16 protein-coding genes are annotated in these 13,784 nt (G+C 72.6%); 6 read left to right on the top strand and 10 right to left on the bottom strand.

Annotation, left to right across the window (positions count from 1 at the left end):
* Positions 1-115: 115 nt before the first annotated feature.
* Positions 116-1,429, top strand: coding sequence for a hypothetical protein (locus ACLJTM_RS18355; protein ID WP_411104685.1), 1,314 nt, complete (start codon positions 116-118; stop codon positions 1,427-1,429).
* Between the two features lie 166 nt (positions 1,430-1,595).
* Here ACLJTM_RS18355 and ACLJTM_RS18360 read toward each other — a convergent pair whose 3' ends face one another.
* Genes ACLJTM_RS18360 through ACLJTM_RS18380 form a run of 5 tightly spaced genes read right to left on the bottom strand, consistent with a single transcriptional unit; the run spans position 1,596 to position 6,337 of the window.
* Complete coding sequence (locus ACLJTM_RS18360) at positions 1,596-2,315, bottom strand: potassium-transporting ATPase subunit C (protein WP_411104686.1); 720 nt, start codon at positions 2,313-2,315, stop codon at positions 1,596-1,598.
* 20 nt (positions 2,316-2,335) lie between these two features.
* Complete coding sequence (kdpB, locus tag ACLJTM_RS18365) at positions 2,336-4,441, bottom strand: potassium-transporting ATPase subunit KdpB (protein ID WP_411104687.1); 2,106 nt, start codon at positions 4,439-4,441, stop codon at positions 2,336-2,338.
* On the bottom strand, positions 4,438-6,102 hold the full coding sequence (gene kdpA / locus ACLJTM_RS18370; RefSeq protein WP_411104688.1) for a potassium-transporting ATPase subunit KdpA: 1,665 nt from the start codon (positions 6,100-6,102) through the stop codon (positions 4,438-4,440). Before kdpA ends, kdpB begins: the two co-directional genes overlap by 4 nt.
* Before the next feature lie 5 nt (positions 6,103-6,107).
* On the bottom strand, positions 6,108-6,197 hold the full coding sequence (kdpF, locus tag ACLJTM_RS18375; protein ID WP_063789431.1) for a K(+)-transporting ATPase subunit F: 90 nt from the start codon (positions 6,195-6,197) through the stop codon (positions 6,108-6,110).
* Positions 6,194-6,337 (bottom strand): hypothetical protein, encoded by a 144-nt coding sequence (locus ACLJTM_RS18380; RefSeq protein WP_411104689.1) that lies wholly within the window; start codon positions 6,335-6,337, stop codon positions 6,194-6,196. Before ACLJTM_RS18380 ends, kdpF begins: the two co-directional genes overlap by 4 nt.
* Before the next feature lie 340 nt (positions 6,338-6,677).
* Here ACLJTM_RS18380 and ACLJTM_RS18385 point away from each other — a divergent pair, with 340 nt between their 5' ends.
* Positions 6,678-6,893, top strand: a complete 216-nt coding sequence (locus tag ACLJTM_RS18385; RefSeq protein ID WP_411104690.1) for a DUF6243 family protein — start codon at positions 6,678-6,680, stop codon at positions 6,891-6,893.
* A 115-nt stretch (positions 6,894-7,008) separates the two neighbouring features.
* On the opposite strand, the gene ACLJTM_RS18390 is transcribed toward ACLJTM_RS18385, so the two are convergent.
* On the bottom strand, positions 7,009-7,686 hold the full coding sequence (locus ACLJTM_RS18390; protein ID WP_411104691.1) for a hypothetical protein: 678 nt from the start codon (positions 7,684-7,686) through the stop codon (positions 7,009-7,011).
* A gap of 210 nt (positions 7,687-7,896) precedes the next feature.
* Here ACLJTM_RS18390 and ACLJTM_RS18395 point away from each other — a divergent pair, with 210 nt between their 5' ends.
* The gene (locus ACLJTM_RS18395; RefSeq protein ID WP_411104692.1) at positions 7,897-8,433 is read left to right on the top strand and encodes a TspO/MBR family protein; all 537 of its coding nucleotides are present in this window, start codon (positions 7,897-7,899) and stop codon (positions 8,431-8,433) included.
* A 59-nt stretch (positions 8,434-8,492) separates the two neighbouring features.
* Here ACLJTM_RS18395 and ACLJTM_RS18400 read toward each other — a convergent pair whose 3' ends face one another.
* From ACLJTM_RS18400 to ACLJTM_RS18415, 4 genes are all read right to left on the bottom strand, one after another.
* Positions 8,493-8,909: an STAS domain-containing protein gene (locus ACLJTM_RS18400; protein ID WP_411104693.1), complete on the bottom strand. Its 417-nt coding sequence runs from the start codon at positions 8,907-8,909 to the stop codon at positions 8,493-8,495.
* Positions 8,910-9,031: 122 nt separating this feature from the next.
* Entirely contained in the window at positions 9,032-9,400 is a 369-nt protein-coding gene (locus ACLJTM_RS18405; RefSeq protein WP_411104694.1) for an ATP-binding protein, read from the bottom strand.
* Positions 9,401-9,543: 143 nt separating this feature from the next.
* Complete coding sequence (locus ACLJTM_RS18410; RefSeq protein WP_411104695.1) at positions 9,544-10,557, bottom strand: DNA topoisomerase IB; 1,014 nt, start codon at positions 10,555-10,557, stop codon at positions 9,544-9,546.
* An 86-nt stretch (positions 10,558-10,643) separates the two neighbouring features.
* Positions 10,644-10,976, bottom strand: coding sequence for a plasmid stabilization protein (locus tag ACLJTM_RS18415; RefSeq protein ID WP_411104696.1), 333 nt, complete (start codon positions 10,974-10,976; stop codon positions 10,644-10,646).
* Positions 10,977-11,347: 371 nt separating this feature from the next.
* Between ACLJTM_RS18415 and ACLJTM_RS18420 the strand changes: the two genes are divergently transcribed.
* From ACLJTM_RS18420 to ACLJTM_RS18430, 3 genes are all read left to right on the top strand, one after another.
* Complete coding sequence (locus ACLJTM_RS18420; RefSeq protein WP_411104697.1) at positions 11,348-11,482, top strand: hypothetical protein; 135 nt, start codon at positions 11,348-11,350, stop codon at positions 11,480-11,482.
* Between the two features lie 56 nt (positions 11,483-11,538).
* Entirely contained in the window at positions 11,539-12,489 is a 951-nt protein-coding gene (locus ACLJTM_RS18425; RefSeq protein ID WP_411104698.1) for an SDR family oxidoreductase, read from the top strand.
* Positions 12,490-12,686: 197 nt separating this feature from the next.
* Positions 12,687-13,781, top strand: coding sequence for a glycosyltransferase family 1 protein (locus tag ACLJTM_RS18430; RefSeq protein WP_411104699.1), 1,095 nt, complete (start codon positions 12,687-12,689; stop codon positions 13,779-13,781).
* Positions 13,782-13,784 lie beyond the last annotated feature (3 nt).

Consider the following 13,784-nt stretch of genomic DNA (forward strand, 5'->3'; position numbering starts at 1 on the left):
ACGGCATGGCGGCTCGGCTCGGTTCGGCGTGTGTGCAGTGGCTTCGGACGGGGCGGACACGCGCCGGCGGGTGCGGCGTTGGACGTAGGGTGCTGGCGGAGAGGTGGGGGAGACGATGACTGACGACCGCAAGACGAGCGTGCCGGTATGGACGTTGGCGACCACGGATGTCCGCGTGCCAGGGCTGACCGCGGGTGACTCGATGACGGCTGAGCGCCTGGCCGAACTGCGCGGCGTGCTGGCCGTCCTGGCCGGTGAGCCGATCGTCACCCTGGAGGCGCATCCGCTGCCCGACACGGTCGACCGGAGCCGTGGCATCCCCCTCGACGCCGCGAGTCCCCTCGCGCAGCACCTGTCGCAGTTCATCACGCAGTCGGCGCGCAGTTCCCTCACGGTGGCCAGAGCGACCTCTTCCGGCGAATGCCTCTACCGCATGGTGGTCCCGGCGAAGTTCGCCGCCCAGTTCGGGCAGGGCATCGTTCGGCACATGGTGCCGAAGGGGGCCGATGGCATCTTCGATGCACTCGTCGACTCGACGGGCAGGATCGCCGCGAAGGTGACATTCGTGCCGGTCGGGGGAGCGGCAGCGGCGGGTACGGCCGGCGGGGCCGGTGTGACCGCCGGCGCCGTGGCCGCCGGCGGTACGGCGCTCACCGTGGCAGCGCCGCTCGTGCTCATGGCGGTGGCGGTCGGAGTGAGCGCGCACGCCGACCGACAGCGTCAGCGGGCCATCGGACACCTCACGAAAATGCTGGAGCAACTCCACGAGGACAAGCTCGACGACGAGCAGAGCGAACTCGACGGCTGCCGCGACGCGATCGACAAGGCCACGGCCCTTCTCCTCGACCAAGGCAGGCTCGGTGTCTCGCTGGGACTCGACTCGGCCGTGCACGCCATCAACCAGGCGCTGGGCAGAGCCGACCGGCGTGTGGCGGGATGGCAGAGTGCACTCGACGGGCTGCCTGCGGGCGAAGCCGTCGAACTCGGCGCGCTGACCAAGTCGTTCCCCGGCGTCGACGACCACGGCGGCACCTTCCGCACCCACCTCCAACTCATCTCCCTGGCGGTCGCGCTGAAGCGGCGGGTCGTTGTCCTGCAGGCCGTCGAGCACGCCCAGAGCGACCCCGGCAATCCGTTCGAGAACTTCACCCGCGCGCTCAAGCGCGACCAGCAGCGCCTCGACGCACTGGAGTCGAGCATCGCCGGTGTCCTGATCCGTCTGTCGGCACTGGAACTGGCCCGCCCGACCGGTCGGCGCCCCGTCTTCACCACGGGTGAAGTCGACCGCCTGCTGGGCGCGGCACACCGGATTCACCAGCTGGGTGACGGCGTCACGGTCACCGGCCGGATGGCCGACGTGGCGATCGAGATCGCCCGCGACAAGGACGGTTCCGTGGTGGTGTTCCCTGCACTGCCCGTGGAGGCGTAGGCGCGCCCGTACGGCTCTGGCGTGTCGTGCGCGAGCCGTTCGCTCCGTTGCGCTGCCGTCGGAGGCCGCTTTGGGCTCGTCATCGTGCTCGCGCAGTTCGGGCGGGCCGGGCCGGGCCGGCAGGGGGCGCGGGGCGGTCTGCCGGCCGGCGGTCCGGGTGCGGGCTTCAGTTGCTGCTGGTCAGGGCTCGGAGTGCGGTGTTGAGTGCGAGCACGTTGACGCGTGGCTCGCCCATGAAGCCGAGGGTGCGGCCGGTGGTGTGGTCGGCCACGAGGTCCTCGACCTGCCGGATGCCGAGGCTGTTCTGCTCGGCGACCCGGGGGACCTGCAGCTGAGCGTAGGCGGGGGAGATGTCCGGGTCGAGGCCGGAGCCGGAGGAGGTCACGGCGTCAGCCGGTACGTCCTGCGGCCTGACCGGGTGGCCGGCGGTGGAGTTGTCCGCGACCACGGCTTCCCTGGCGGTGGTGACCTGGGCGCAGAGGGTGCCCTCCTCGGCGTCCTCGGGGCACCGGCCGTCCACGGCGCCGCTGTCGGCCGAGCGGTTGGTGGCGCCGGAGAGGATCAGCGCGTACTGCGTGTTGATGCTGTTGACGCCCAGCCCGCTTGCGGGACGCGGCTGGAACCACCTGAGGTCCGGCCTGGACGCCTCCTCGGCGTCGTCGGGGTCCTTCTTCGGCAGGGTGTACCGCTGGCCGATGAGGGAGGAGCCGACGACCTGGCCGCTCTTGTCCTTGACCTCGGAGCCGTTGGCCTGGTCGGGGAAGAGGGCCTGGGCGGTCCCGGTGACGGCGAGCGGGTAGAGGACCCCGCAGATCACGGTCAGGACGAGCAGGGCCCGCACACCCGCCCCGAGCAACCGTGCTGCGCTTCCTACGGAGTTGTTCATGGGATCAGCACGTTCCTGTTTCAGGCGAGACCGGGGATGAGGGAGAGGAGCATGTCGATGGCCTTGATGCCGATGAACGGGGCGATCAGGCCGCCCAGGCCGTACAGGCCCAGGTTGCGGCGAAGCATCCTGTCCGCGCTGGTCGGCGTGTACCGCACGCCCTTCAGGGCGAGCGGCACCAAGGCGATGATGATCAGCGCGTTGAAGACGACCGCGGACAGGATCGCGGACTCCGGCGAGGCCAGACCCATGATGTTGAGCTTGTCGAGGCCCGGGTAGACCACCGCGAACATGGCCGGGATGATCGCGAAGTACTTGGCGACGTCGTTGGCGAGCGAGAAGGTCGTGAGCGCGCCCCGGGTGATGAGGAGTTGCTTGCCGATCTCGACGATCTCGATGAGCTTGGTGGGGTCGGAGTCCAGGTCCACCATGTTCCCGGCCTCCTTGGCGGCCGAGGTGCCGGTGTTCATCGCCACGCCGACATCGGCCTGCGCGAGCGCCGGCGCGTCGTTCGTGCCGTCGCCGGTCATCGCGACGAGCTTGCCCCCCGCCTGCTCGCGTTTGATGAGGGCCATCTTGTCCTCGGGGGTGGCTTCGGCGAGGAAGTCGTCGACGCCCGCCTCTTCGGCGATGGCCCGGGCGGTCAGCGGGTTGTCACCCGTGATCATGATCGTCTTGATGCCCATGCGGCGCAGTTCCGCGAACCGCTCGCGCATGCCGTCCTTGACGACGTCCTTCAGGTGGACGACCCCCAGGACGCGGGCGCCCCTGCCGTCCTCGACGGCGACGAGGAGCGGGGTGCCTCCGGCCTCGGAGATGCGGTCGGCGAGGAGGCCGGCGTCCGCGGGGACCTCGCCGCCCTGCTCCTCGACCCACCTGATGACGGAACCGGCCGCGCCCTTGCGGATACGCCTGCCGCCGACGTCCACGCCCGACATACGGGTCTGGGCGGTGAAGGCGACCCACTCGGCGTGTGCCAACTCGCCCTGGTGGCGCTCGCGCAGGCCGTACTCCTCCTTCGCCAGGACGACGACGGAGCGGCCCTCCGGCGTCTCGTCCGCCAGGGACGAGAGCTGGGCGGCGTCCGCCAGCTCTGCCTCCGTCACCCCCCTGACCGGGACGAACTCCGAGGCCTGGCGGTTGCCGAGGGTGATGGTGCCGGTCTTGTCGAGCAGCAGCGTGGACACGTCACCGGCGGCCTCGACGGCGCGGCCGGACACGGCCAGCACGTTGCGCTGGACCAGGCGGTCCATGCCCGCGATGCCGATCGCGGACAGCAGCGCCCCGATGGTGGTGGGGATCAGGCAGACCAACAGGGCCGTCAGCACGATCATCGACTGCTCGGCGCCTGCGTGGATCGCGAAGGGCTGGAGGGTGACCACCGCCAGCAGGAAGACGATCGTGAGGGACGCGAGAAGGATGTTCAGCGCGATCTCGTTGGGCGTCTTCTGCCGTGCAGCGCCTTCCACAAGGGCGATCATGCGGTCGATGAAGGTCTCGCCGGGCCTCGTCGTGATCCTGATGACGATCCGGTCGGACAGCACCTTCGTTCCGCCGGTGACCGCGCTGCGGTCGCCGCCTGACTCCCTGATCACCGGGGCGGACTCACCCGTGATGGCGGATTCGTCCACCGAGGCGACCCCCTCGACGACGTCGCCGTCGCCGGGGATGACGTCGCCGGCCTCGCAGACCACCCGGTCGCCGATCTTCAGCGCGGCCCCCGGGACCCGCTCCTCGCCCGTGCCGTCCTGCGTCAGGCGGCGGGCGACGGAGTCGGTCTTGGCCCGGCGCAGCGTGTCGGCCTGGGCCTTGCCGCGGCCCTCGGCCACGGCCTCGGCCACATTGGCGAAGATCGTGGTCAGCCACAGCCAGGCGGTGATGGCCCAGCCGAACCAGTCCGTCGGGTCCTTGACGGCCAGCACGGTCGTGACGACCGAGCCGATCAGGACCACGAACATCACGGGCGACGCGACCATGACCCGGGGGTCGAGCTTGCGCACGGCGTCCGGGAGGGATTTCAGCAGCTGCTTCGGATCGAACAGGCCGCCGCCCACGCGTGCGGTGTCCGGCCTGCGGCCGGTGGGCACGTCCTGGTGCGGGGCCCTCGTGGGCGTGGCGGTGCTCATGAGGCGAGCCCTTCGGCGAGCGGTCCCAGCGCGAGGGCGGGGAAGTAGGTCAGACCGGTGACGATGAGGATCGTGCCGGTGAGGAGGCCGGTGTAGAGCGGCTTGTCGGTACGGAGCGTGCCCGCCGTCTCGGGGACGGGCTGCTGCTCGGCGAGCGAGCCGGCCAGTGCCAGGACGAACACCATGGGAAGGAAGCGGCCGAGCAGCATGGCGATGCCGATGGTGCTGTTGAACCACTGCGTGTCGGCGTTCAGGCCGGCGAGCGCGGAGCCGTTGTTGTTGGCGCCCGAGGTGTAGGCGTACAGGACCTCGGAGAATCCGTGCGCGCCCGCGTTCAGCACCGAGTTGCCCGGCGTGGGCATGGCCACGGCGGCCGCGGTGAAGCACAGCACCAGAGCCGGGGTGACGAGGAGGTAGCAGGCGGCCAGCTTGATCTGCCGGGTGCCGATCTTCTTGCCCAGGTACTCGGGGGTGCGGCCGACCATCAGACCCGCGATGAACACCGCGATGACCGCCATGATCAGCATGCCGTAGAGGCCGGAGCCCACACCGCCGGGTGCGATCTCGCCGAGCTGCATGCCCAGTAGCTGGAGGCCGCCGCCGAGGCCGGTGTACGAGGAGTGGAAGGAGTTGACCGCACCGGTCGAGGTCAGCGTGGTGGCTACCGAGAAGATCGCGGAGGCGCCGACACCGAAGCGGGTCTCCTTGCCCTCCATCGCCCCGCCCGCGATCGCGAAGGCCGGCCCGTGGTGCGCGAACTCGGTCCACATCATCAGCGCGGTGAACCCGAGCCAGATCGCCGCCATCGTCGCGAGGATCGCGTGGCCCTGGCGCAGGCTGCCGACCATCCGGCCGAAGGTACGGGTCAGCGCGAACGGGATGAGCAGGATGAGGAAGACCTCGAAGAGGTTGGAGAACGGACCGGGGTTCTCGAACGGGTGGGCGGAGTTGGCGTTGAAGTAGCCGCCGCCGTTCGTGCCGAGTTCCTTGATCACCTCCTGCGAGGCGACCGCGCCGCCGTTCCACTGTTGGGCGCCGCCCGTGAACTGGCCGACCTCGTGGATCCCGGCGAAGTTCTGGATGGCTCCGCAGGCGACCAGGACGATCGCGCCGAGGACCGCGAGGGGGAGCAGGATGCGGACGGTGCCGCGCACCAGGTCGGCCCAGAAGTTGCCGAGCTCACCGGTGCGGGAGCGCGCGAAACCCCGTACGAGTGCCACGGCCACGGCCATGCCGACTGCGGCCGAGACGAAGTTCTGCACCGCCAGGCCGCCGGTCTGCACGACGTGCCCCATGGCCTGTTCGCCGGCGTACGACTGCCAGTTCGTGTTGGCCACGAACGAGGCGGCCGTGTTGAAGGCCTGGTCGGGATCGATCGCCGCGAAGCCGAGCGAGCCGGGCAGCACGCCCTGGGCGCGCTGGAGGGCGTACAGGAAGAGGACACCCACCGCGGAGAAGGCGAGGACGCCGCGCAGGTAGGCGGGCCAGCGCATCTCGGCGCTCGGATCGGCGCCTATCGCCCTGTAGATCCACTTCTCCGGTGCGTAGTGCTTACCGGACGAGTAGACCCGGGCCATGTGGTCGCCCAGCGGCCGGCAGGCCAGGGTGAGCGCGGCGATCAGTGCGAGGAGCTGGAGCACCCCGGCGAGGACGGGACTCATCGGGGCTAGAACCTCTCCGGGTACACAAGGGCGAGGACGAGGTAACCCAACAGGGAGACGGCCACGACGAGGCCGACGATGTTTTCGGCGGTCACAGCTTGGTCACCCCTCGGGCGATGAGGGCCACCAGCGCGAACACCGCGACCGTGGTGACGACGAAGGCCAGATCGGCCATCGTGAGCTCCTGGGTGAAGAGGGAGGAAAGGAATCGGCCGGGTGGCCGATGACGAGACAACCGCGTCTTCCTCCCGCCGGTGGGACACCTTGACGCGCTCGATACGGCTACCCGCGAACTCTTGACGCCGCCCATGCGGGAAAGGCCGCAAAACCGGGGTCGCGCCTGGTGGGACGGGCGGGGCGGGTCGCGGGGCCGGGGCAGGGGCCGGGGCAGGGGCCGGGGGAAAGGCTGGTGTGCGGGGTCGGCGGAACAAGGTAACGTCTTTGTCATGTTCTTCCAGACGCCGATTTACGAGTGAGCGCGTGACGGGCCCCCGCTGACGCCCTCCGACGTCGCCGCGCCCGTCCCCCACCGATGAATCCGCAGATCACTCCACCTGTACCGACCGGGAGAACCCGTGACCGTGAGCAAGAACATCAACAATCCCGTGGGCATGGGCGGCGGCCAGCGCAAGAGGCTGTCGCGGGCCGAGCGGCAGAACAACGGCCCGCACCGCAACCTCGACCGTCGCGGCGCCGCCGACCAGAAGGCCGAGCTGGTGCGCAAGATGCGCGAGAAGGCCGCCGCCACCGAGGACGCCGGGCAGACGGGCGACGACACCGCACAGGGCTGACCGACCCACCGCCGCCCGAGGGCGGCGCCACACGGGGCAGGGCCCGGACCACCACCACAGATGGTCCGGGCCCTGCTGCTGTGTCCGGGGACCGGGGTGGCGCCCCGCGCGTCGCTCAGCGGGGGACCGCCTCGAAGGCGGTGGTCTTGCTCGCCGTCTGGCCCCAGTCGGTGGTGATGTCGGCCGTCAGGGTGTACGAACCGACCTCGTCCAGGCTGTCCTCGAAGCTGAAGAGGGTGATGCCCGGCGGCCTGCACCGTTCGCTGCGTGCCATCCGGACGACCTCGCCGCCCCGCTTGACCGTCCACTGGACGTAGCAGCCCCGGTCCAGGCGGCCCCCCGCGTCCTGGACGACCGTGTTCGCGCCGGGGGTGGACCTCGCCCGCCAGGTGGTCGGCCCCACCTTGCCGCTCGTCCCCATGTCGATGCGTACGATCAACGGCCCTGTGTGGCCCGGAGGTTCGGGCTTGGCGCTGGAGCCGACACCGTCCGGCAGCGGAGCCCTGCCCTGCGGCGCGGGGTCCTCGGGTGCGGAGGCCTCCGGGGGCGTGCCGGGTCCGGCGCCGACCGACCGCGGCAGGGTGGGCGACGGCGAGGCCGGCGCACCGTCGTCACCGGAGTCCGGCGGCGACGCGGGGCGCGCCGAGGCCGGGGCCGAGGCGGAGGCCTTGGGCGGCGGGTCCTCCGAGGAGAACAGGTCCTTCCCGGCCGCCAGCGCGCCGATGATCGCCGCGATCACGCCGATGACCACGAGCACCGGGTGCTCGGCCAGTTTCGTCTGCCCACCACTCAAGGCGGCCTCCCCCTACCCGGCCCCGGCCCTGCCCACGACCGCCGGGGCGACATTGTGCGCTGCCGACCCTAACGTTCCGTGGTCCGCCGCGAAGGGCGAATGCCGAAGGCGTGACCTCGGACCGGAACGGCCGGGTGTGCCCGCCCGCCGACCGGATCGGGCTGCGGGTGTGGAATGCGTACGGAGGCCGGACCGGGGAAGGCGTCCGGCATGATGCTCAGGCAGGCAGGCGGTCCCGCCGGCGGCGTGACCGGACGCACGGCGTACGGGGCGAGTGCGACGGCCGTCGCCGCGGCCGCGGTCCTCGGCGCGCTCGCCGTGGACCCGGACAGCCGCTGGTACCGGACGCTGCGCACACCCGGCTGGCAGCCACCGCCGTGGGCGTTCGGAGCGGTGTGGACGCCCCTCTACGGAGCCTTCGCCTGGGCGGCCGGGCATGCGGTGCAGCGCACCGCCGGGCAGGAGCGCCGCCGCCTGGCTGCGAGTCTGGGCACGAACCTGGCGCTGAACGCGGCATGGAACTGGCTGTTCTTCGGCCTGAGGAGCCCCGCGTCCGGACTGGCCGGCACGCTCCTGCTGGACGCCTCGAACCTCGCGCTGCTGCGGCGGGTCCGGCGATCGGACCGGTCCGCGGCGCTTGCGCTGGCGCCGTACGCGGCTTGGTGCGCCTTCGCCACGCTCCTCAACGCGGACATCGTCCGGCGCAACCCGCCGCGGCTGCGGGTGCTCGGGCGGCTGCGCGCCTGACGGCGACCGTCGCGCCGCGCGGCACTCCGCAGGGCGCAGGACTCAGGGGTGCGCGGGTCTCAATGGGCTCCGGGGCCCGTGCCGGAGCCGTCGTCCTCCGGGTCGGCGAGGGCCTGGGCGAGCAGGCGGGAGAGTGCCACCCGGTTCCTGAGGCGGTCCCGGAGCGTGCCGGGTTCGGCCGTGAGGCGGACCTCGGCGGTGGACGCGATCAGGCGGCGTGGCTGCCGCTGCCAGGCGTGGGTGTGCAGGGCCCCGCCCCGGTCCTCGCAGTGGCTGCGCAGGTCGAGCAGGAAGTGCAGGCCGGCGAGGTCCATGAACGGTACCGCGCCCAGGTCGACCACCACCGTGGCCGACTGTCCCAACAGGTCCAGGGCGCGCCGGAGTTCGGGTCCGGAGCTGTCGTCCATCGGGCCGGCGGGGGTGACCAGGACGGCATCGTCGACGGGGACGACGGTCACGGTGAAGGCAGGGTCCATGCGGTGGTCCAATGCGGTGTCCCTCGGTAGGGGCGGTCGGGCTGTTTCCGGTGCGGCGGCCGCCGGTCTCCGGGCCCTGCGGCCCGTTCGGCGTTCGCCGTTCGCTGTTCGGCGTGCGGGCGTCAGGCCATGTGCAGGACGGTGGTGACGGTCTTGCCGTGGGCGCCGGTCACGACGGCGGCTTCCTCGGTGAGGCACTGGACGAGGGGCCAGCCGTAGCCGCCCGTCCGTCCGGGGGAGGGGGCGCGGGCGACGGGTGGCGCCGTGCTCGCGTCTCCGACGCTCAGGTGCAGGCGGGCATCCGAGAAGCGCGCTTCGAAGGAGGTCAGGCCGCCGCCGTGGCGGATCGCGCTGGTGACGAGTTCCGAGACCACGAGCAGGGCGTCGTCCGCGGCGGTCGTGTCGAGCGGCCGGCCCTCGGCGACGAGCAGGGCGGCCACCGCGGCCCGTGCGGCCGCCGCGGTGGGCGGCAGCGCTGTCGGGAAGTCCATGTCCACCGCCTGTCTCCGGCGGCGGCGGCGCCCCCGTCCTCGGCCGTAGCCTATGCGAGCGCGGCGGCCCCCCGCCCCGGCGGCCCCCCGGCTCCGGCGGCCGTCCGGCGGCCCCGCATCGAGCGGGCGGGCCCCGGGGAGGCTCAGCCGAGGAGGCGGAGCACCGCCGCCTCCACCTGTCCGTGGGTGGCGGGATGGCCGTGGACGACGTCGGTGCCCAGGCGGTCCAGGACCGGCCTGATCGTGACGCCGTTCTCGAAGAGTTCGAAGAGGCGCGGGTTGATGTAGGAGGCCCGGCACACCGCCGGGGTGTTGCCGAGGTAGCCGCTGACCTCGCGCACCGCCCGGGACACGGCCTGTGTGCGCTGGGCCCGGGAGCCGGAGGCCACGTCGGTGGAGACGGCCAGGGCGACCGCCGCCAGGACGGTCGCGTGCCAGGTCCGGAAGTCCTTCGCGGTGATGTCGGTGCCGGTCCGGGCCTGCAGGTACGCGTTGACGTCGTCGGCCCGCACGTCGCGCCAGGCGCGCCCCTCCCGGTACACGAACAGCTGGGGTTCGGGACCGCTGCGCCGCAGCAGCGATCTGACGACCGCGTACGCCGCCGGGTCCACGAGCGCCCGCGCCTGGTCCTGCCCGGACTTGCCGGGGTAGGCGAAGCAGACCTCGCCCCGGCTGCATGCGGCGTGCTCGCGCAGCAGCGTGGTCAGTCCGTAGGCCTGGTGGTCCCGCCGGTACACCGCCCCGCCCACCCGGAAGAAGCCGAGGTCGAGCAGGCGCGCGGTGCAGGCCAGCACCCGGTCCCGGCCCAGGCCGCGGGCGTCGAGGTCCGCGGTGATGCCCTGGCGCAGCTGCGGCAGCCGGGTGGCGACGTCGAGCACGTGCTCGTGCTTGGACTGCTCCTGCTGCTCCCTGAACCGCGGGTGGTACAGGTACTGGCGCCGCCCGGCCGCATCGGTGCCCATGGCCTGGATGTGGCCGGACGGCCACGGGCAGATCCACACGTCGTCCCATGCGGGCGGGATCACCAGGGCCCGCAGCCGGGCCCGTTCCGCGGAGTCCCGCAGAGGGGTGCCGTCCGGGCCCAGGTAGCGAAAGCCCCGGCCGTGGCGCACCCGGGTGTACCCCGGCCGGTCGGGACGGCTCGTACGCAGCCGCATGGCCCTCCTCGTCCGACGTGCCCGGCCCTGCGCGGCGCCCGCGTCCGCCGGGCGCGGCGGGTCCCGCCGCGGCCCGGGGGCGGAGGTCAGCGGCCGAGGGCGTTCGCGAGCTGCTGCTTGGTCATGGTGGAACGGCCGTCGATGCCGCGCTTCTTCGCCTCGTCGTACAGCTGCTCCTTGGTCGGTTCGGACGAACCGGAACCGCCCCCACGGGACCTCTCGCCGCCGCGCTGCGACGCAGACTTCCCCCGGGTGGAGCTGCCGGCGGCCGTTTTGCTCTCCCCGGCGCGGGCGCGTTCCTTGTTCACGGTGCGGGAGGCCATCTCCTTCGCCCGGCCCTCCGGCATTCCGCGCTTCTCGGCGGACTCTTTGACGTGCTCGTACTGGCGCTCGCGCTTGGGGCTGGATCCTCTGGGCATGGCGAAACCTTTCAGCGACGGTGTGCTGTCAAGGTCATGCTGCGGGCAGCCCGACCGGTCCGCATCCCGCGTACCGGCGGGAGGATGGGCCGGCGCGCGGCGGACCGGACGCCGCCGCGGGAGCCGGAAGCGCCCCGGGCACGGCTGTTTCGTGACCGTACGAGGGGTAGGAGCACGGGCATATGGGGCCGCAGCCGCAGCCGCAGCCGCAGCCGCAGCCGCAGCCGCAGCCGCAGACCAGGCCGCCGCCTCGGCACCGGGGACGGGCCTGGCCGCCGCGGTCCTGCCCGGTCCGTACGGGCAGCAGGCGGGACCGAAAGACGGTCGGGCCGGATCCCGCCCCGAGGACGGAGGCACGCTGGACCGGACGGATGACCACGCACTCCACGCACTCCACGGACTCCCCCTGCTCCACGCAGTGCACCCACTCCACGGACTCGACGGACTCCACGAAATCCACGGACTCGACGCACTCCACGCACTCGACGGACTCGACGGCCTGGTGACCGCAGGCGCCGACCGGCCGCTGACCCGGCAGCGGCGCCCCACATCGGGAGGACTCATGTCACACGCCGCACACCCCCAGCCCCTGTCCGGCCGCGTGGCCGTGGTGACCGGCGCCGCGCGGGGACTGGGCGCCGCCACCGCACGCGAACTCGACCGCCGGGGCGCCCGGGTGGCCTTGCTGGGACTGGAGGGCGAGCACCTGGCCCGGGTTGCCGCGACGCTGCACCACGAGGCCGCCTGCTGGGAGGTCGACGTCACCGACGACGCCGCGATGGCGGATGCCGCGGCGCAGGTCGCGTCCCGGCTCGGACCCGTGTCCGTGGTCGTCGCGAACGCCGGGGTCGCCGAAGGCGGACCGTTCGTCACCTCCGACCCGCGCAGCTGGCGCCGGATCATCGAGGTCAACCTCGTCGGCAGCGCCGTGACCGCCCGCTCCTTCCTGCCGGCACTGCTCGCCACCCGCGGCTACTACCTGCAGGTCACGTCACTGGCCGCCATGGGGACCTCGCCGCTGATGAGCGCCTACTGCGCGTCCAAGGCCGGCGCCGAGTCCTTCGCCCACGCCCTGCGCGCCGAACTCGCCCACCTGGGCGCAGGGGTCGGCATCGCCTACCTCAACTGGATCGACACGGACATGATCCGGGACGGCGACCAGTACGCGGTCCTGCGTGAACTGCGCGCCCACATGCCCCGGCCGGCCCGCACGATCTACCCGGCCGACCATGTCGCGGCCCGGCTGGGCGCCGCCGTCGAACGCCGCAGCACGTCCGTGTACGTGCCCGCCTGGCTGCGTGCCGTCCAGCCGGTGAGGGCGTTCCTCCCGCCGATCGTGACCCGTGTCGCCCGCACCGAGCTGCCCCGCCTCGCCCGGTCGGACCCCTTCGAGGCCACGGGCCTGCTCGGGGCCGGGGGCCGCGCGGACCAGGACGCCCAAGACGCGCGGGACGCCCGCAAGGACGGGTCCTCGGGCGCCGCAGCGGGGTGGGGGCCGGCGCCCGAGGGATGAGGGCTCCCCGGGACCCTCAAGGTGAAATATCCGTTTCCATCCTGTTTTCTGGGGCAGGTGCCGACCCGTGGCCCTGCGGAAGAACCCCTGTTCGACGCGGCGGCCCGAGCCCACCCGTACCGCCCGAGCCCACCTGTACCGCCCGCCCCGCCGTACCGCCCGCCCCCACCCGTACCGCCGGACCCGAGGAGCAGACCGTGGCCGAGACGCCGACGCAGCCCGCCCGGTCCCCCCACGGAATCCGGGTCGCCTCGGTACCCGCGGGCCACGTCTACGTACGGCACTGCTCCGCGCCCACCCCCGACGGGGTCCGACGCCTGGCCGACCCCCGGCCCGACGGTTCCCCCAGCACCTCGCAGCGCTGGTGGCCGCCGGTCATGCTGGACCCCGCCTGGGTACGCGTCCACCACGAGCAGTTCGACCTCTTCCACCTCCACTTCGGCTTCGACGCGCAGAGCCCCGACCAGCTGACCGCACTCGTGCAGGAGCTCCGGCGCCATGGCAAACCCCTGGTCTACACCGTCCACGACCTGCGCAACCCGCACCAGGCGGACCCCAAGCCGCACGACGCCGCCCTCGACGTCCTCGTCCCGGCCGCGGACCAGCTGATCACCCTGACCCCGGGCGCCGCCCAGGCCATCCGCAGCCGCTGGAACCGGGTGGCGACCGTGCTGCCCCACCCGCACGTGGTGGAACTGCCGCGCCTGGCCCGCCCCCGGCCGGCCCGCGAACGCTTCCGCATCGGGGTGCACGCCAAGAGCCTGCGTCCCAACATGGCCGTCCTGCCCGTGGTGCGCGTCCTCGCGGACACCGCGGCAGAGCTCCCGGACGCGGAGCTGCTGGTCAACATCCACCGCGAGGTGGCCGACCCCGCCGCCCCCGCCTACGCCCCCGAACTCCTGCGCGAGCTGGGCGCACTCGCCGACCACGGCCTCCTCGCCCTGCGCATCCACGACTACTTCGACGACGACCAGCTCTGGGACTACCTCGCCTCCCTGGACCTGTCGGTGCTGCCCTACCGGTTCGGCACCCACTCCGGGTGGCTTGAGGCCTGCCACGACCTGGGCACCGCCGTGGCCGCCCCCGACTGCGGGTTCTACGCCGAGCAGCACCCCTGCCCGACCTACGGCCACAGCCAGCGGGGCGGCCTGGACGAGGAGTCGCTGCGCGAAGCCGTACGCACGGCCTACGAGGAGCGGCCGGCCCCCCGCGCGACCACCAAGGAACGCGCGCGGGAGCGCGACCGGATCGCCGCCGCCCATCAGGCCCTCTACGCCCAAGCACTGGGATGAGCG

The organism is Streptomyces sp. cmx-4-9 (genome assembly GCF_046548835.1).
Taxonomy (GTDB): Bacteria; Actinomycetota; Actinomycetes; order Streptomycetales; family Streptomycetaceae; genus Streptomyces.

Coding starts and splice junctions, on each gene's coding strand:
- ACLJTM_RS18395 (WP_411104692.1), top strand. CDS start 7,897: ATGATGCTCAGGCAGGCAGGCGGTCCCGCCGGCGGCGTGACCGGACGC.
- kdpB (WP_411104687.1), bottom strand. CDS start 4,441: ATGAGCACCGCCACGCCCACGAGGGCCCCGCACCAGGACGTGCCCACC.
- ACLJTM_RS18410 (WP_411104695.1), bottom strand. CDS start 10,557: ATGCGGCTGCGTACGAGCCGTCCCGACCGGCCGGGGTACACCCGGGTG.
- ACLJTM_RS18400 (WP_411104693.1), bottom strand. CDS start 8,909: ATGGACCCTGCCTTCACCGTGACCGTCGTCCCCGTCGACGATGCCGTC.
- ACLJTM_RS18355 (WP_411104685.1), top strand. CDS start 116: ATGACTGACGACCGCAAGACGAGCGTGCCGGTATGGACGTTGGCGACC.
- kdpA (WP_411104688.1), bottom strand. CDS start 6,102: ATGAGTCCCGTCCTCGCCGGGGTGCTCCAGCTCCTCGCACTGATCGCC.
- ACLJTM_RS18420 (WP_411104697.1), top strand. CDS start 11,348: ATGACCACGCACTCCACGCACTCCACGGACTCCCCCTGCTCCACGCAG.
- ACLJTM_RS18415 (WP_411104696.1), bottom strand. CDS start 10,976: ATGCCCAGAGGATCCAGCCCCAAGCGCGAGCGCCAGTACGAGCACGTC.
- ACLJTM_RS18405 (WP_411104694.1), bottom strand. CDS start 9,400: ATGGACTTCCCGACAGCGCTGCCGCCCACCGCGGCGGCCGCACGGGCC.
- ACLJTM_RS18425 (WP_411104698.1), top strand. CDS start 11,539: ATGTCACACGCCGCACACCCCCAGCCCCTGTCCGGCCGCGTGGCCGTG.
- ACLJTM_RS18360 (WP_411104686.1), bottom strand. CDS start 2,315: ATGAACAACTCCGTAGGAAGCGCAGCACGGTTGCTCGGGGCGGGTGTG.